This window comes from Mycobacterium sp. FW102-FHT13B02, assembly GCF_058790275.1.
Map to the genome: position 1 here is coordinate 144,704 of NZ_JBYTCM010000005.1, position 15,858 is coordinate 160,561.

Sequence of the window (15,858 nt, forward strand, 5' to 3'; positions counted from 1 at the left end):
GCCGGCCAGCCGCAACACTTGAGGCGTGACCGTCGCCAGCGCCGCCCCGCCACACTCGCCACAGCCCTTCGGAACACTGATGCGGCAGTGGCGTCAGCGGCGGCGCATCAGCCAGCTCGACCTGGCGATCGAGGCCGACGTGTCGGCCCGCCATCTCAGCTTCATCGAAACCGGCCGCTCGACGCCGAGCCGGGCCATGGTACTCAAGCTCGGCAGCGTGCTCGATGTCCCTGCGCGAGAACAGAACCGGCTGCTGCTGGCCGCCGGGCACGCGCCGGTGTACGCCGAACGCTCACTCGACGATCCGGAGATGAGCGCCGTGCGCACCGGGATCGACCGCGTCCTTGCCGCGTACGAGCCCTTCCCGTGCCTGGCCGTCGACCACCTGTGGAACATCGTCGCGGGCAATGCCGGCATTGTCGTGCTGCTCGAGGGCGTGACGCCGGCATTGCTGGATTCGCCGAACGCCCTTCGCATTTCGCTACACCCGGACGGGCTGGCGCCGCGAATACGCAATCTCGGACAGTGGCGCCACCACGTGATCGGCCGGCTGCGCCGCGAAGTGGCCGCCAGTGCGTCGGCCGAGCTCCACGACCTGCTGACAGAGATCGAGGCCTATCCCGGCGGAGACGTCGAATCGTCCGATCTCGGCGGCGTCGCGGTGCCGCTGGAGATCGACGGTCCCGACGGCCAGGTGCTGACCTTCCTGAGCACCGTCACCACCTTCGGCACAGCGCTGGACCTGACCGCCGCGGAGCTGAGCTTCGAAGCGTTCCTGCCCGCCGACGAGTCGACGGCACAGGCACTCAGGCGTTGACGACGATCGGGTCGCCGACGTTCACCTGGTTGTAGTACCACGATGCGTTATCGGTGCTGAGGTTGATGCAGCCGTGGCTGACGTTCGAATTGCCTTGCTGCGCAACGGACCACGGCGCCGCGTGCACGTAGACCCCGCCTGAGGTGACCCGCACCGCGTAGTAGACCGTCAGCTTGTAGCCTTCGGGGTCGTTGAGCGGGATGCCGATGGTCCGCGAGTCCATCACCACGGGATTCTCCTTGGCCATCGCGGTGAACGACCCCACCGGTGTCGGGTGCTTGGGCTTGCCCATGGACGCCGGCATGGTCTTGACGACCTGGCCGTCGATGCTCACCGTGAAGGTGTGCCCGCTGATGCTCGCGACTCCGAGCGTGGCCGAGCCGGTCCGGAAATCCTGATTGAAACCGCCGACCGACACCGTGATGGACGAATGTGCGGGCCAGTATGTGCTCGGCGTGAACTGCACCTTGTTGTCCGCCAACCACGCGAACTTCCCGGCGGGCGCCTTCGTCATCTTCGCCGAGGAGAACTCGATGGTGCGCTCGGCGCGCCCCCGGTCTGCCACCGGCTGGCTGAAGGTCACCGTGACAGGCATACCCACACCGACCGCGACTGCGCTGCCAGGCGTGATCATGGCGACCGGAAGAGACTCGGGCAGCGCCGCGACGGCAGCACCCACGGAGCCGCTCAGCATCATCACCGCAGATGCGGCAACGGCCAGCGCATAACGCACAGTTTTGGGCAAGGGGTCCATCCTCAGGTCCGAGATACGTTCACTACATATCGTAGTTCGGCGCCGGCGCTACTTTCGTTAGCCGCACGCCGGTAGCCGGCCAGTTGCGGCCTCACCCCGCCCTTTACTGAGGCGGCGCGGCGGGGTCTGCCGGCGGGGCAGCATCAGCGGGCGCCGGAGCGGCCGGTGCAGGAGCGTCGGCGGGCACCGCGACGACGACCGAATTCGGCGGGACCTCGGCCGGAGGGATGTCGGTCGCCGCGGGCGGCGCGTCGGCCGCCGGCAGGCCCTCGGGGTGCGCCGCTGGGTCCGGTTCGGCAACCGGGGCGGCCTGCGGCTCGACGACAGGCGCGTCAGGCAGTGGCGCCTCGACCGGTGCCGACACCGCCGCCGATGGCTCGGCAGCAGGCGCCACGTGGACCGCCGCAGGCTCTGCCGGGGCCACCGCCTCCTCGGCAGCCGCGGGCCGCGGGCTCTTGGTGACGGACGTCGACGCGGCGCCGTGCCCGGGCAGGAACTGCAGCGTGACCGCCATCGACACGGACGCCACGAAAGCCGTCGATCCGACGGCCAGCATGGTGAGGGGCAGCGCGGGCGAAGTCGACACCTGCTGCCAGCGGGATGATCCCGTCGACCGATGCCGGCCGACCGGCATCATCGCTCTGCGCTCGAACGCGTCGGCGGCCTCGAACGCGTCGAAGGTCGGGTCCCAGCCATAATCCTCACCACGCCATTCGTCGGGGCGGGGGACGTCGCCGAAGTAGTACGGCTCGGACAGGTCGGAATCGCCCGTCCGCACGGACACCAGCGCCGCACCGCGGGCCAGCGCCAAATCCGCTTCTTCCGGTGTGAAGACCGGTACCGAAAGTGCGTCCTGCAGCCCCGGCAGAATGGCCTCGAAGTTCCCCGCGGAGCCGATGACCACCAGTGCCTCCGGCTGCCAGTCCGCGCGGGTGAAAACGGCGCTGAGCCAGCTGGTCAGCCCCGACCGGGAGCCGACGGAGTGATTCACGGCGGTGTGGACCGCCCCGCTGGCCGCATGCACGATCATGGTGATCGCAAATTCGGGCTCGATGGTGCACACCGCGGTGGTCCCACAGCCCAGTGCGTCGGCGATGCCGCGGGCCACCGCCTCGTTGGCCTCCGGGAACCGCACCGGCACCACGTTGTCGAACCCGGATTCCGACAGCGACCGCATCAGCATCGAGGCCTCGGCGTCGGCGTCGTCGCTCCATGTCAGCCCGATCGACTTGAGCCGCAGGCCGCGCGTCGCCGCCAGAGCCTCACTGCGCAACACGGCGGCGGTGGCATCTGCCGAGTTCATGATCTCGACGGCGTCGTGGTCCATGGTGAATCCGTCGACGTCATTGCCCTCTACCAGGACCAGCCCCATGGACGACGGAGTCATGGCCAAACCGAGCACCGCATCCACGCAAACAACCCCTTCAAAAACCGCATGGCGGCGCCGCACGACCGGCGATGACGCGTGCTTCGGCACGCGGAAACCACCGCGGAATCGCGGTGAGACAAGCCACCCTTTGACCGGTGACTTTACCCGTTACCTGGACCACAGTGCATCCCTCCGCAGGCCACCGACCTGGGGATATTTGCCAGCTTCCAACTGCCCTGTGTTCAAACCGTTATCAGTATTTGCCACCTTGTTCACGGCCGGCCGGCGTGCCCGGGGGGCGCACCGGAAGTTCGACGGCAGGCAGGGTGAGGTATCCAGTGGCCTAGTTGTGACCTGTCGCTGCGCGATCCTGTGATGGGGCGGCGCGAGAATTGTCGACAAGAACGGCCTGGAGGTCAGCATCATGACGGCACCGCCACTCACCCCGCCCACGGCGATCTCCCATGACGAGGTGGGCGTACATGTCCGCGGCCTCGGCTGCTCCTATGCGACGTGCACCTGCGGGTGGACCGCGCGCCCCCGGCACCTGCGGGCCTCCGCCGAGCAGGACGCGTGGACACACTCCATCGAATCCGGCTGCGCACTGGCCTTTCCCCTCGTCAACCGGTAGCGCTCAGCTGTCCCGCGATGTTGCGCGCCAGGCGAGGTCGGAACACAGTGGGTTATGACCGAACAGTGGATAAAAGGATGCGCAGTGCAGCGGATCGGATTCCGCGACGGACTGGTGCTGAACCTCGAGGACTACAACGAGCTCGTCATCTCGGCACCCCTGGCCCTGACTCTGCCTGCCACCGAGACCGACCCGCAGGAAGTGGTCACGATCAATCCGGCGGACGTGCGCAACCAGGAACGGCCCTTGTTCGATTTCGCCGGCCAGAAATGCACGCACGCCGAGTGGGATGACAACGGCAGCCTGCATCTGGCGTTCGCGGACGGACACCGGATCGACGTGCCCACCGACCAGGAGCACACCTCGTGGGAGCTCTACGGCAAGCACCATGGCTACGCCGCGTGCCTGCCCCGCGGGCATGTGCGCGTGGTCCGGCATGACCTGACTGACGACCAGTCCGTGAATTGAGCGCGTCCGCCCCTCACCCGAAGGTGTAGTCCTCCGGGTCCGCGTTGCGCGTCCAGGTCCAGTAGTCGACCAGACGCCACGGGCTGAGCGTGTAGACGTCGCCGTCGGCGTTCTTGTAGAACGAGTGCCGGATGGACGGCTGGGACCAGACCATGCTGCGCATCTCCGCCTGGCTGCGCTGCACCCAGTCGTCGAGGCGTTCCGGCCGCGGTTCCATCCACCGACCGTGTCCGGACAGCAGCAGGTCCAGACACTCTGAGATGTACCGCATCTGGCACTCCGAATGGAAGATCAGGCTGCCGCCGCTCGCGAGATTGGTGCCCGGTCCGTACATACAGAAGAAGTTCGGGAATCCCGGCACGGTGATGCCGAGGTAGGCGGTCGGGCGTTCACCCCACTGCTCGGCCAGCACCCGACCGTCGCGGCCGACGACGGCCATGGGCCACAGCACCTTTCCGGCGTGAAATCCGGTGGCATACACGATCACATCTGCCGGGTGTCGCTGCTCGTCGGCCGTGACGACCGCGTCGCGTTCGATGCGTGCGATAGGCGTCCGGATGAGTTCGACATGGTCCTGCGTGAGCGTCTGAAGCCAGCTGCCGTTGTCCTGCAACGTCCGTTTGCCGGTCGCCGGGTAGTCCGGGATGACCTTGGCGAGCAGGTCCGGATTATCACCGATCTGGCCTTTGATCCACTCGGTGAACATGATTCGCGTGACGTCGTTGATCTCGCTCACCGCGCGCCCTTGGTCGGGATAGTCAGGATCGACGCGGGCCGCGGCCAGGCCTTTGTCACAGCCGGGCCAGAACAGCAGGAAGCGGTACCAGCGGCCGTAGAACGGCAGGTGCTTGAGCGCCCACTTCACGCCGTCGCCGACTTTTTCGTGGTAGTTGGGGTTGGGGAACATCCATTGCGCGGTGCGCTGAAAGATGTTGAGCGAAGCCACTTTATCGGCAATGGACGGCGCAATTTGGAAGCCGCTGGCGCCCGCGCCGACCATCGCGACGCGCTTTCCGGTGACGTCGACGTCGTGGTCCCACTCGGCCGAATGGAAGGACGGCCCGTTGAAGTCGTCGCGCCCCGGGATGGGCGGCAGATAAGGACGGTTGAGTTGCCCGACGGCGCTGATGACCGCACGGGCCGACACGGTTTCTGCCGACCCATCCGGCCCACGGACGGCCACCTGCCACGTCGCGGTCGCCTCATCCCAGGTGGCGCCGGTGACCTCGGTTTCGAACCGGACGTACGGGCGGATTTCGTATTTGTCCAGGATTCGTTCGAAATACGCCTGCAGTTCGGGTTGTTCGGCAAAGAACTGCGTCCAGTGATCGCTCGGTTCAAAGCTGTAGCAGTAGAAGTGGTTTCCCACGTCGACCCGGGCGCCCGGATAACTGTTGTGCCACCAGGTACCGCCGACACCGGCAGCGCGTTCGACGATGGTGAACGGAATCCCGGCCTCTTTCAGCCGAATCCCGGCGAGCAGTCCCGATTCGCCGCAGCCGATGACGAGCACCGGGAAGTTCGCGGTCGATTCGGCGTCACGGCCGGCAGCGTCAGTCGCCCGGACAGCTCGGATGTCCAACCCGTCGAGCTCCATCTCCTCCAGCACCATCGGGACGTACTCGTCGGGCACCGGTTCACAGACCAGCCACTCCATCATCTCCTTGAGCAGCTCGGCGCCGACGGGCTGCGGCTCGGGGCAGCCCCGGTCGCGGTAGTCCGCGATCACCGTGAGAGCCAGCGTGCGTACCGCCGCCTTGTCGTCTTCGGACATGTAGCCCTGAACCTCGTTGAGGAAAAGCCCGGCCGGGCGCAGCGCACCGCGGATGAGCTCCGGATCACCCGACATGTGCACCAGCGACAGCATCAGCGTGGGGATGCTGACGTCCAGTAAAGCCCGGGCGATTTCCTCATCGGAGGTCGTAAATGGTTGTCCTGCATGTGGGTTACGCACCCCAACGGCCTATCATGTTCAGCGGATTCTTCGCAGCTGATTCTGCCGCGCCACTGCCGGCCGGGCCTTACGCTCCGAAGATGGCCATAGCGTTACTCGACAACGGCGCTGCGCCGGCTGACCTCGCGCTGTCCGACATCGACCTCAGTTCGATCAAGTTCTGGGGCCGGCGCGACGCGTTCCGGGACGCTGCGTTCGCCACGTTGCGGCGCGAAGCACCCATCTCATTTCACGCCGAACTGGCTCAGGAAGGGTTCGAACCGGGTCCGGGCCACTGGGCGTTGACCCGCTACGACGACGTGTTCTTCGCCAGCCGCCACCCGCACATCTTCAGCTCCGCGGGAGGCATCACGATCCCTGAGCAAGCCCCCGAACTCGCCGAGTACTTCGGGTCGATGATCGTGCTGGACGACCCGCGGCACACCCGGCTACGCAACATCGTGCGCAGCGCGTTCACCCCGAAAGTGGTGGCGCGGACCGAAGCGTCGGTGCGCAACCGGGCGCGCAGCCTGGTCGAGTCGATGATCGAGCGCCACCCCGACGGTCACGGTGACATCGTGGCTGACCTGGCGGGACCCCTGCCGCTGCAGATCATCTGCGACATGATGGGTATTCCGGAGCGGGACCACGAACGGATTTTCCACTGGACCAACATCATTCTCGGCTTCGGTGACCCCGACCTGACCACCGATTACGAGGAGTTCTTCCGCTGCGCCATGGACATCGGCGCTTACGCCACCGCGCTGGCCGACGATCGGCGCGTCCACCCCCACGACGATCTGACCACGGCCCTGGTGCAGGCCGAGGTCGACGGCGAGCGACTCACGTCGAGCGAGGTGGCGTCGTTCTTCATCCTGCTGGTGGTCGCGGGTAACGAGACCACGCGCAATGCGATCAGCCACGGGGTGCTGACACTCAGCCGGTTCCCCGAGCAGCGCGAGCGGTGGTGGGCCGACTACGACGCGGTGGCACCCACCGCCGTCGAGGAGATCATCCGCTGGGCCTCCCCCGTGATCTACATGCGCCGCACCCTGACACAGGATTTCGAGCTGAGCGGCGTGAAAATGCAAGCCGGGCAGAAAGTTACGTTGTGGTACGGCTCGGCCAACCGGGACGAGGCGAAATTCGACCGGCCCTGGCTGTTCGACGTGCACCGCAACCCCAATCCGCACTTGGGTTTCGGTGGCGGTGGCGCACACTTCTGCCTCGGTGCGAACCTGGCCCGCCGCGAGATCGCGGTGGCGTTCGAGGAAATCCACCGCCGCGTGCCAGACCTGACGGCCACCGACGAGCCCGACCGGCTCTGGTCGCAGTTCATCCACGGCATCAAGCGCTTGCCGGTGAGCTGGACGCCGCCGCGCTGACCGGCTACTGGACGATCAGCACCCCGACCATCCCAGGGTGATACACGCAGTAGTACGGGTAGCGTCCCGGCGTCGTCGGCGCGGTGAACGTCGCCTGGGCGTTGCCGCCGACCTTGACGTCGAACTGTCCCTTGACCTTCGACGTCACGGTGTGTGCGACGTCGTCGCTGTTCACCACGGTGATCTTCGCGCCGGGCGGCACGGTCAGCGGATCACCGAAATTCAGCGCGGTGATGGTGATCGCCGGGCCCTGCACAGGGCCGGTCACCGGTACCGCATTCGCCGACGGGGTGCTGTTCGGCGCCGGTGCCGGGCTCGAACACCCCGCGCCCGCTCCGGTCGCCAGCGACATCGCCACGAGCACCACTGCGATCCGCGTCGTCGTCATGCCAAGTACCTTTCCAGCCAGGACTGCGTCTGCTGCCACGCATCCGCGGCGGCCGCGGCGTTGTACCGCGGACCGGTGTCATTGAAGAACGCGTGATCAGCGTCGGGCTCCACGATGATCTGATGCGCCATGCCGGCCTGCTCCAGCGCAGCCGCCGCGGCGTCTTTACTGGACGTCACCCGCTCGTCCTTGGCGCCGTAAAAGGCCAGCACCGCAGCCTGTTTCGAGCCGGCGAAATCATGCGGGTCCGGCAGCGGCCCATAGAACGGCAGCGCCGCCGCCAGCCTCGGCTCGCCGGCGGCCAGGAGCTGCCAGGTGAGCCCGCCGCCGAAGCAGAACCCGATCACCGCGAGCTTGACGCCGGGGGACCGTCGCTGCAGTTCGTCGAGCCCCGAACGCAGGTCGGCGACGAACTGGTCCGCAGGGATCTTGCCCAGTGCCGCAGTCGCTTCCGCGGGATCCTTGAACGCCGCGGTCCCGCCCTGCGCCGACAGGAGATCGATGCCCAGTGCCGAGTACCCCGTGCCGCCGAAGCGCCCGACGACCGAGCGGACCCAGTCGTTCAGGCCCTTGTTCTCGTGGATCACCAGTACCGCACCGCGGGGCTGGGCGGCCGCGGCCCACGATCCCTGCAGCTTGCCGTCGGCCCAGGTGATCGGCGCGGGCTGCACGGCGTTCTCCAGGCCGGGCGGCGGCCCGGGCTCGATCGACGGCTTGCTCGCCGTCGTCGACGTCGGGGCCGCGGTCGGACCTCGACTCTCGCCGCACGCGGCGATCAGTGCGGTCGCGGCCGCGGTGCCCACGCCCAAGAGGGCGAGTCTGCGCATGGCCTCCCGGCGGGATAGCAACCCGTCGACATGGTCGGTGGCGATTTCCTCGGCGATGTACCGCTGCAAGGGGGTCACCCGAGTCAGTATCCGCCCTGATCCTGAGCGACGTCCCAGGTTTCCCCAGGACGAGTAGACATCTTCAAGAAAGTGTTCACTTTTTCATTGACACGGGACTGAGCGGCAGGCTTCTATAGTTAGGTGACCTCTGCATCGACGTTCGACACCATCATCCGCAATGGACGCTGGTTCGACGGAGCCGGTACGCCTGCGGCCATCCGGGACATCGGAATTCGCGACGGACACGTGGTGGCGATCGGGGTGGATCTGGCCGACACCGGATGCCCGAACGTCGTCGACGCCACCGGCAAGTGGGTGATTCCCGGCCTGCTGGACATCCACACGCACTACGACGTCGAGGTCCTCGCCGGTCCCGGACTGACCGAGTCGCTGCGGCACGGCGTAACCACCGTGATGCTGGGTTCGTGTTCCCTCTCGACCGTGCACGTCGGCGCTGAAGACGCCGGTGACCTGTTCGGCCGCGTGGAGGCCATCCCGCGCGATCACGTCATCGCCGCCGTCGACGAGAACAAGACCTGGGACACCGCAGAGGGTTACGTCACCGCGCTCGAGGCTCGCCCGCTGGGGCCGAACGTGGCCGCGTTCATCGGCCATTCCGACATGCGCACCGCCGTCATGGGTCTGGACCGCGCCACCCGCAAGGACGTCCGCCCCACCCGCGGCGAACAGGCCGAGATGGAGCAGATGCTGGCGGCCGCGCTGCAGGCCGGCTTCGTCGGAATGTCCTCGCAGCAGCTACTTTTCGACAAGATCGACGGCGACACCTGCCGGTCCCGCACGTTGCCGTCGACCTATGCCAAGGCACGCGAACTGCGCCGGCTCAAGACGCAGCTGCGGCGCTCGGGCCGCATCCTGCAGTCCGGCCCCGACCTACAGAATCCGCTGAACCTGGTGTCCCAGTTGGCCCAGTCGCTCGGCCTGTTCCGGGAAAACCTCAAGACGAGCCTGCTGTCGGCGGCCGACATCAAGGCCAACCCCTACGCCATCACCATCATGGGCCCAGTGGCCCGGCTGGTGAACAAGCTCGGCGGGAACTTCCGGTGGCAGCACCTGCCGGTGCCGTTCGAGGTCTACGCCGACGGCATCGACCTCGTGGTGTTCGAGGAATTCGGTTCCGGCGCAGCGGCGCTGCACCTGCGTGACGAGGTCGAGCGCAACGCGTTGATGCGAGACGACGACTACCGCCGCCGGTTCCGCAAGGACTACGAGAACAAGTTCGGCGTCCGGGTGTGGCACCGTGACTTCTTCGACGCCGAGATCGTCGGCTGCCCCGACCAATCCCTGGCCGGCAAGACCTTCGGCGCGGTCGGCGTCGAGCGCGGCCTGCACCCGGTGGACGCTTTTCTGGATCTGGTACTCGAGTACGGCCGCGACCTTCGTTGGCGCACCACGATTTCCAACCACCGCCCCGAGGTGCTCAAGAAGCTGGCCCGCGATCCCGGCATCCAGCTCGGCTTTTCCGATGCCGGCGCACACTTGCGGAATATGGCGTTCTACAACATGGGTCTGCGCCTGCTACGGCACGTGCGCGATGCCGAACGCGCCGGAGCTCCCTTCCTGACTGTCGAGCAGGCCGTTCATCGACTGACCGGCGAACTCGCCGATTGGTACCGCCTGGACGCCGGACATCTGCGCGTCGGAGACCGTGCCGACCTGGTGATCATCGACCCCGAGCGCCTGGACGACTCACTGGACGCCTACGCCGAGGCTCCCGTCGAGCAGTACGGCGGACTGTCCCGCATGGTCAACCGCAACGACGCCGCCGTCGCCGCGCTATTCATCAGCGGCCGGCAGGTGATCCGAGACGGCGTGCCGACCGAGCTGGTCGGCACCACCCGCACCGGCCGCTTCCTGCGGTTCGCCCGCCAGAGCCCAGCCCTGCCCGTCGCCAAGGAAGGTGAATTCGCCAGTGTCGGTTGAGGATACGATCCACGGATTGTGGCACGCGCTATCAGCGCGGGACTGGGAACGGTTGAAGGACTTTGTGTCCGACGACTGCATCTACCTGGACATGCCGGTCGGCCCGACCGCCGCCGCGCGTGGACCCGAGGACATCGTCAAGCGCCTCAAGATCGGGCTGGCACCGCTGGCGTCATATGAGAACTTCGACGGTCTGCTGCTGTCCAACGGCGCCGACGCCATGTACGAGCATCACGAGGAATGGCATTGGGAGACCGGGGAATCCGCGGTCCTCAAGTTCGTCACGGTGCATCGCGTGGAGAACGGCAAGGTGACGCTGTGGAAGGACTACTGGGACATGGGCGCGCTGTCCAACTTCGCACCGCCGTCCTGGCTGGAGAACTTCGCGACCGCCGACATGTCGTGGATTTTCGACGCGACGGACCTGGTCTGACTTCTGGGCCTCTCAGAGGGTGATCTTGCAGGCCTGACCGATGTCCAGGGTGCGTAGCATCCGGCCCATACCGAGCCACATGGCACACGACAGCGCCAGGTCGGTCAGCAGCTCGTCACTGAAATGCGCTGCGGCGCGGGCCCAGAAGTCCTCGTCGTCGCGCAGGCCGGTGTGATCGGTGGCGAAGCGGTAGGCGAACTCGGCCGCGATGCGCTCCTGGTCGGAGTAACCGGGCCAGGTCTGCCAGACGCCCGCATGGTTGTAGAGGTCCTCGTCGACGCCGGCCGCCGGGCCCGCCGCGTCGCGGGTGTTCTGACACGTCACGCATTCGTTGTCGAGCGCGATCACCGCACGCGCCAGTTCGCGAACCCGCAAAGGCAACCGACCCTTGGTGTACACAGCGTGCGTGAAACCCGCCATGGCCGTAGCGATGTCGGGTGACTTGAGCACCCAGGCGGTTACGTCGTCGTCGGTGAAATCTCCGATTCGGCTCACTTTTCGCACGCTACGCCAAGACTGAAACAAGTTCTAGTTTTTTCGACGATGAATCCGGCGACGCAGACGAGAACGGCCCCGCCCCGAAGGGCGAGGCCGCAGTCACGAAACCGGTCTATGACGGCGGGCGCGACACACACTGGGCCGCGTAGAGCTGCTCACCGAGCTTGTCCATCAACTCCAGCTGGGTTTCCAGGTAGTCGATGTGGCCTTCCTCGTCCGCCAGGATGGCCTCGAAGATGTTGGCACTGGTGGCATCGCCCTTCTCACGGCACATGATGATGCCCGGCTTCAGCCGGTTGACCACTTCGTACTCGATGGCCAGGTCGGCCTCGAACTGCTCGCGCAGCGTCTGCCCGACGCGCAGCGAGAACAGCCGCTGGTAATTGGGCAGGCCGTCCAGCAGCAGAATGCGATCGGTGAGCGTTTCCGCATGGCGCATTTCCTCGAACGACTCTTCACGGGTGTGCTTCGCCAATTCGGTGAAGCCCCAATTGTCCTGCATTTTGGAATGCAAGAAGTATTGGTTGATCGCGGTGAGTTCACTGGTCAATTGCTCGTTGAGCAATTTGAGGATTTCGGGGTCGCCTTGCATTTCGGCTCCTAAACACCATCGGGGCTGGGTCAAGTGTCACTGGCGCGGAACAACGTCGCGCCTTGTGCAAACCTAGTGCAGCGGGTCCCCTGCGGGCGACCGGATCGCCCCGCGTTTCCGCCGCGATTCTGCCGCGCCTGCCCGATTTCCCGATTCGCGACTCCGGCGCTGGCCAGCAGCTATGGACTGGCTGCCCTAAGTAAGGTTAGACTGCACTAACCGCCGCGGGCCGCGCGTCCGCGGTCCCCGCGACCCCGAATGGCAGGACCGATGAGCGAGCAGCCGTTGCACTCGCTGATCCTTGCCGCCGATTATCGCGTCGACGACGTGGAAGCGATGTGGCTGCGACTGAAGTCGCACCGATCGATTCTGACCGAGCTCTCGGCACACCACGTCGTCGTGTATTCGTCCCTGTGGGAGCCGGGGCGGGTATTGGCCACCGTCGGTATTCGCAATCCGAATTCTGTGCGCGAAGTCTTGCGCTCACCCGCGATATTCGAATTCTTCGATGCGTCCGGCGTGGACGACATCCCGGCGGTATTCGCCGGTGAGGTGGTCGAAAAGATCGACCTGGCCGAGCCGCCCCCAGGCGAGCATGCCGTTGCGTCCGTCATCGTCGGTGTCGTCACCGCGGTCGAGGACGTCCCCGCCCTCATGGACAAGGTGCACGACGCCGCCGGGCGCTTCCGGGATGCCGGTGTGTGCAAGGTCTGGGTGTACCGGGCCTTCGATGACGGCCACGAGGTGCTGATCCTGCAGCAGATCGAGAGCGAAGCCGCCGCGCGCCGCTGGATCGATCACCCCGACGCCGCTGCCGAATGGATGTCCGCGGCCGGCTTCGGTGTCTATCCGACGGTTTTCGTGGGCACCCTGGCCCACCTCACGTCGGTCGAGTCGTTCGATGAGGAGGCCGGCTGATGTTCGTCTGCCTCTGTACCGGAGTGACCAGTCAGGTCGTGACCGAGTTGGTCGCCGATGGCGCGACCACCTCGAAGCAGATCGCCGAGAAATGCGGTGCGGGCCTGGACTGCGGCCGCTGCCGGCGGACGGTGCGGGCCATCATCGAAGCGGCCCGCACCGACTGCCCGGTGCATAAAGCGGGTTAGCCTTTACGCCCCACGAACGCGCTCAGCGCGTCGGCATTGGCAGCACCACCGAGCAACTCGGCGAATTGGCCGGACTCCCGTTGCGTCGCCGCGACGATCGCGTCACGGGTCGGCTCGACCATCGCGTGCTTGACCGCCATCAAGCTCGAAAGCGGCCGCGCTGCAATGATTTCCGCATGCCGGCGAGCTTCCGGCAGCAGGTCGTCGGGCTCACACACGCGCCACACCAGACCCATGCGCAGGGCCTCTTCGGCATTCACCCATTCCGACGACAGCAGCAGCCAGGCCGCGTTCTGCCGGCCCACCAACCGCGGCAACAGGTATGACGACGCCGCCTCCGATGCCACCCCCAAACTGGTGAACGGGCATTTGAGCCGCGCGGTCGTCGACATGAACGCCAGATCCGCGTAGCCGAGGATTGTGGTGCCGATTCCCAGACCGACCCCGTTCACCGCACAGATCAACGGCTTCGGGAACGCCGTCAGCGCCTCGATCAGCCCGGGAAAGCCGAACTCCCCCATCTGATATTCGGGATTGGTGACCATCTCCTGCATCTCGACAAGGTCGTTGCCGGCACTGAAAGCCCGGCCGGCGCCGGTGAGCAGGACGACCGAGGCGTCTGGGTCGGCCGCAGCCTCCGTCAACGCGATCGTGGTGGCGTCGTACAGCGCCTCGCTGAACGCGTTGAGGGCGTCGGGCCGGTTCAGGGTCAGGGTGCGCACCCTGTTGGTGTCGTCGATCTGAACGAGCGCGGCGGGGTCGGTCACAGGTTGTCTCCAAACGGGTTTCGCATGATGTACCGGCTGGTGGGCACGGTGTCCACGTTGACGTTGGCACCGAAGGCCGACGTGCTCGCGGCCATCTTGCCCGCGCGGTCGGCCAGGTCGGCGTCGTCGGCCGCCCCGAAGAAGGCGTGCAGGCTGGTGGTCGCCTCGATGGGGAACAACTCCTCGACAATCGCGCCGAGCTCCGGGGCGTCGGGCGTCAGTGCACGCACCACCGCGTTCTGCGTGTAACCGAACGTGGACTGGGTGTCGATCGCGATCTGAGTATGGTCAATATGCCAGCGGCGGAACCACTCCCGTTCGTCCATCCCGTCCGGACGGCGCAGCAGCGCGACGTTCGCGAGGCCGGTGGTACGTTCACCGAGGATAATGGCCGGACCGGCCATCGGGACCGATTCGGTCACCAGGTAGGCCGCCAACTCGGTGCACTCTGCGCGCAGCCGCTCCAGCACCGCGGTCATCTGCGCGCCGTAGTACTGCTGGGTCCACACGCTGATCACCGCCACCACCGGCGGGTCGAGCGTGGTCAGCAACATGAGCGAGTCCCGTACCGCGGCGTCCTTGACGTTGACCGCCAGGCCGGGCACGCCCAGCGCCAGCAATTCATCGGCGACCTCGGTACGCAGACGCGCACACCAGGCGTCGTCCGCCGTGTCACGCCGGAGCGTGACCATGACCTTCTCCATGGAACCTCCCGGTCAGTCCCGCGCCCAGCGCGGTGTGATGAACACGCCCTCGGCCTCGACCGTGACGCCCTCGGCATCGGCGAGGTGCCCGACGCAGTACGTCTTGATGCCTTCGGTCCGCACGATGCGCGCCTCGGTGTGCAGATCGCCGAGCCGCGTCATGCGCCGGTAGCGCATGGTGAGCGTGCCGGTCAGCCGTGGTTGGCCCGGCAGGCTCGCCCCCTCACCCAGCACATGGTCGAGGATCATCGCCGACACCCCGCCGTGCACGTGCCCCGGCGGACCCTCGTACGCGGCGCCGAGATGGAAGTCGGCCGACACACTGCCGTCCTCGGCCCGGATCAGGTCCACCGGCGGCGCGATCGGGTTGCGCACCCCGATCACGGCGTTGCCCCAAGGCATTTCGCTGCCGTGGGCCCCGAACCGGATGCCGAACGAGCCCTCGAGCTGGTTGGCCCGCAGCTGGGCGGTGGCGGCGTCGATCTCGGCCTTGACGGCCGCAACGGTGTCGGCACCGGTCTCCGTCCGGATGGTGGCATCGATCAGCTCGCGCACGGACTGCGTCAACGGTTCATAGATGGCCCGTAGCCGCGCGACCTCGTCGGCGCTGAGCTTCTGCAAGGTGTCCTCGAGCACCCTTGAACTAGAACACGTTCTAATCATGCTGTCGAGGGTGGGGTCGGTTCCACCCATGAGCCCGGTTCCGAGTCCCAACCGTTAGCCAACTGCGACGTCACTCTTCGGTATCGGCAACCGCAGGTCAGTGCTCTGGGTGCTTCACTAGTAGCACGGGAGCCTGCCGTTACCCCCGAGACGGCAGGCTCCCGCTCTTGTGCGCGAATCACGGTCGCCACATAGTGTCGTCGTCTCGGAACGGGTACAGGCCGGACAACCCGATACCAGCCCTGCTGCGGTCGCCTATCGCCGGCGAGTGCACATTCTGCTCTCAGCGATGTGGGGAGTCGGTTTGATCATCGGGACCGCACTTCATCTCGCAGTCATCTTCTCTACGTCGGTGGACGTCGCCAATGCCGTGACCTCGGTATTGGCGCTCGTCACCACCGCCGTCCTGATGACAGCGACGTTCGTCATCGGCAAGCGGGCCGGGGCGCGGTGGGAAGCGCGGGTACAGCGCGGGCCGGTGATCACGGAACAAATCGAGGCCCTCAAAGGTTGAGCGCAGGA

At 66.5% G+C, this 15,858-nt stretch carries 19 protein-coding genes; 9 read left to right on the plus strand and 10 right to left on the minus strand.

Annotation, left to right across the window (positions count from 1 at the left end):
* Positions 1-79: 79 nt before the first annotated feature.
* Positions 80-817 (plus strand): helix-turn-helix domain-containing protein, encoded by a 738-nt coding sequence (locus AC3WTE_RS10930; RefSeq protein ID WP_492437716.1) that lies wholly within the window; start codon positions 80-82, stop codon positions 815-817.
* Here the strand turns inward: AC3WTE_RS10930 and AC3WTE_RS10935 are convergent.
* Together AC3WTE_RS10935 and AC3WTE_RS10940 are read right to left on the minus strand one after the other, a co-directional pair.
* Complete coding sequence (locus tag AC3WTE_RS10935) at positions 807-1,571, minus strand: L,D-transpeptidase (RefSeq protein ID WP_492437491.1); 765 nt, start codon at positions 1,569-1,571, stop codon at positions 807-809. The two genes, AC3WTE_RS10930 and AC3WTE_RS10935, sit on opposite strands and share 11 nt — an antisense overlap.
* A gap of 103 nt (positions 1,572-1,674) precedes the next feature.
* Entirely contained in the window at positions 1,675-2,982 is a 1,308-nt protein-coding gene (locus tag AC3WTE_RS10940) for a DUF7159 family protein (RefSeq protein ID WP_492437492.1), read from the minus strand.
* Between the two features lie 382 nt (positions 2,983-3,364).
* Between AC3WTE_RS10940 and AC3WTE_RS10945 the strand changes: the two genes are divergently transcribed.
* Both AC3WTE_RS10945 and AC3WTE_RS10950 read left to right on the plus strand, forming a co-directional pair.
* Positions 3,365-3,571 (plus strand): hypothetical protein, encoded by a 207-nt coding sequence (locus AC3WTE_RS10945; RefSeq protein ID WP_459365355.1) that lies wholly within the window; start codon positions 3,365-3,367, stop codon positions 3,569-3,571.
* Between the two features lie 54 nt (positions 3,572-3,625).
* Positions 3,626-4,039, plus strand: coding sequence for a DUF6188 family protein (locus tag AC3WTE_RS10950; RefSeq protein WP_492437493.1), 414 nt, complete (start codon positions 3,626-3,628; stop codon positions 4,037-4,039).
* Positions 4,040-4,052: 13 nt separating this feature from the next.
* Here the strand turns inward: AC3WTE_RS10950 and AC3WTE_RS10955 are convergent, their stop codons facing one another.
* Positions 4,053-5,993, minus strand: coding sequence for a flavin-containing monooxygenase (locus tag AC3WTE_RS10955; RefSeq protein WP_492437494.1), 1,941 nt, complete (start codon positions 5,991-5,993; stop codon positions 4,053-4,055).
* Between the two features lie 80 nt (positions 5,994-6,073).
* Here AC3WTE_RS10955 and AC3WTE_RS10960 point away from each other — a divergent pair, with 80 nt between their 5' ends.
* Positions 6,074-7,357, plus strand: coding sequence for a cytochrome P450 (locus AC3WTE_RS10960; RefSeq protein WP_492437495.1), 1,284 nt, complete (start codon positions 6,074-6,076; stop codon positions 7,355-7,357).
* Between the two features lie 4 nt (positions 7,358-7,361).
* On the opposite strand, the gene AC3WTE_RS10965 is transcribed toward AC3WTE_RS10960, so the two are convergent.
* On the minus strand, positions 7,362-7,745 hold the full coding sequence (locus AC3WTE_RS10965) for a cupredoxin domain-containing protein (protein ID WP_492437496.1): 384 nt from the start codon (positions 7,743-7,745) through the stop codon (positions 7,362-7,364).
* On the minus strand, positions 7,742-8,650 hold the full coding sequence (locus AC3WTE_RS10970) for a dienelactone hydrolase family protein (protein WP_492437497.1): 909 nt from the start codon (positions 8,648-8,650) through the stop codon (positions 7,742-7,744). The genes AC3WTE_RS10965 and AC3WTE_RS10970 overlap by 4 nt, the downstream gene beginning before the upstream one ends.
* 123 nt (positions 8,651-8,773) lie before the next feature.
* On the opposite strand from AC3WTE_RS10970, the gene AC3WTE_RS10975 reads away from it, so the two are divergent.
* Positions 8,774-10,573 carry an N-acyl-D-amino-acid deacylase family protein gene (locus AC3WTE_RS10975; RefSeq protein WP_492437498.1) on the plus strand — a complete coding sequence of 600 codons (1,800 nt, stop codon included), beginning with the start codon at positions 8,774-8,776 and terminating at the stop codon, positions 10,571-10,573.
* Positions 10,563-11,006, plus strand: a complete 444-nt coding sequence (locus AC3WTE_RS10980) for a nuclear transport factor 2 family protein (RefSeq protein WP_492437499.1) — start codon at positions 10,563-10,565, stop codon at positions 11,004-11,006. Before AC3WTE_RS10975 ends, AC3WTE_RS10980 begins: the two co-directional genes overlap by 11 nt.
* A 12-nt stretch (positions 11,007-11,018) precedes the next feature.
* Here AC3WTE_RS10980 and AC3WTE_RS10985 read toward each other — a convergent pair whose 3' ends face one another.
* Both AC3WTE_RS10985 and bfr read right to left on the minus strand, forming a co-directional pair.
* Complete coding sequence (locus AC3WTE_RS10985; protein ID WP_492437500.1) at positions 11,019-11,501, minus strand: carboxymuconolactone decarboxylase family protein; 483 nt, start codon at positions 11,499-11,501, stop codon at positions 11,019-11,021.
* Between the two features lie 115 nt (positions 11,502-11,616).
* A complete protein-coding gene (gene bfr / locus AC3WTE_RS10990) occupies positions 11,617-12,096 on the minus strand; it encodes a bacterioferritin (RefSeq protein WP_267317631.1) in 480 nt (159 codons plus the stop codon).
* Between the two features lie 270 nt (positions 12,097-12,366).
* Here bfr and AC3WTE_RS10995 point away from each other — a divergent pair, with 270 nt between their 5' ends.
* Complete coding sequence (locus AC3WTE_RS10995) at positions 12,367-13,014, plus strand: fatty-acid--CoA ligase (RefSeq protein ID WP_492437501.1); 648 nt, start codon at positions 12,367-12,369, stop codon at positions 13,012-13,014.
* On the plus strand, positions 13,014-13,202 hold the full coding sequence (locus AC3WTE_RS11000; RefSeq protein WP_061001233.1) for a (2Fe-2S)-binding protein: 189 nt from the start codon (positions 13,014-13,016) through the stop codon (positions 13,200-13,202). Before AC3WTE_RS10995 ends, AC3WTE_RS11000 begins: the two co-directional genes overlap by 1 nt.
* Here AC3WTE_RS11000 and AC3WTE_RS11005 read toward each other — a convergent pair.
* The 3 genes from AC3WTE_RS11005 to AC3WTE_RS11015 are packed head-to-tail and all read right to left on the minus strand — an operon-like array spanning position 13,199 to position 15,336.
* Entirely contained in the window at positions 13,199-13,969 is a 771-nt protein-coding gene (locus AC3WTE_RS11005) for an enoyl-CoA hydratase/isomerase family protein (RefSeq protein WP_492437502.1), read from the minus strand. The genes AC3WTE_RS11000 and AC3WTE_RS11005 overlap by 4 nt on opposite strands.
* On the minus strand, positions 13,966-14,673 hold the full coding sequence (locus tag AC3WTE_RS11010) for an EthD domain-containing protein (RefSeq protein WP_492437503.1): 708 nt from the start codon (positions 14,671-14,673) through the stop codon (positions 13,966-13,968). Before AC3WTE_RS11010 ends, AC3WTE_RS11005 begins: the two co-directional genes overlap by 4 nt.
* Before the next feature lie 12 nt (positions 14,674-14,685).
* Positions 14,686-15,336 (minus strand): PaaI family thioesterase, encoded by a 651-nt coding sequence (locus AC3WTE_RS11015; RefSeq protein WP_492437504.1) that lies wholly within the window; start codon positions 15,334-15,336, stop codon positions 14,686-14,688.
* A 268-nt stretch (positions 15,337-15,604) separates the two neighbouring features.
* Between AC3WTE_RS11015 and AC3WTE_RS11020 the strand changes: the two genes are divergently transcribed.
* Positions 15,605-15,850: a hypothetical protein gene (locus AC3WTE_RS11020; RefSeq protein WP_492437505.1), complete on the plus strand. Its 246-nt coding sequence runs from the start codon at positions 15,605-15,607 to the stop codon at positions 15,848-15,850.
* Positions 15,851-15,858: the final 8 nt, after the last annotated feature.

Coding starts and splice junctions, on each gene's coding strand:
- AC3WTE_RS10930 (WP_492437716.1), top strand. CDS start 80: ATGCGGCAGTGGCGTCAGCGGCGGCGCATCAGCCAGCTCGACCTGGCG.
- AC3WTE_RS10935 (WP_492437491.1), bottom strand. CDS start 1,571: ATGGACCCCTTGCCCAAAACTGTGCGTTATGCGCTGGCCGTTGCCGCA.
- AC3WTE_RS10945 (WP_459365355.1), top strand. CDS start 3,365: ATGACGGCACCGCCACTCACCCCGCCCACGGCGATCTCCCATGACGAG.
- AC3WTE_RS10950 (WP_492437493.1), top strand. CDS start 3,626: ATGACCGAACAGTGGATAAAAGGATGCGCAGTGCAGCGGATCGGATTC.
- AC3WTE_RS10960 (WP_492437495.1), top strand. CDS start 6,074: ATGGCCATAGCGTTACTCGACAACGGCGCTGCGCCGGCTGACCTCGCG.
- AC3WTE_RS10965 (WP_492437496.1), bottom strand. CDS start 7,745: ATGACGACGACGCGGATCGCAGTGGTGCTCGTGGCGATGTCGCTGGCG.
- bfr (WP_267317631.1), bottom strand. CDS start 12,096: ATGCAAGGCGACCCCGAAATCCTCAAATTGCTCAACGAGCAATTGACC.
- AC3WTE_RS10995 (WP_492437501.1), top strand. CDS start 12,367: ATGAGCGAGCAGCCGTTGCACTCGCTGATCCTTGCCGCCGATTATCGC.
- AC3WTE_RS11000 (WP_061001233.1), top strand. CDS start 13,014: ATGTTCGTCTGCCTCTGTACCGGAGTGACCAGTCAGGTCGTGACCGAG.
- AC3WTE_RS11010 (WP_492437503.1), bottom strand. CDS start 14,673: ATGGAGAAGGTCATGGTCACGCTCCGGCGTGACACGGCGGACGACGCC.
- AC3WTE_RS11015 (WP_492437504.1), bottom strand. CDS start 15,336: ATGATTAGAACGTGTTCTAGTTCAAGGGTGCTCGAGGACACCTTGCAG.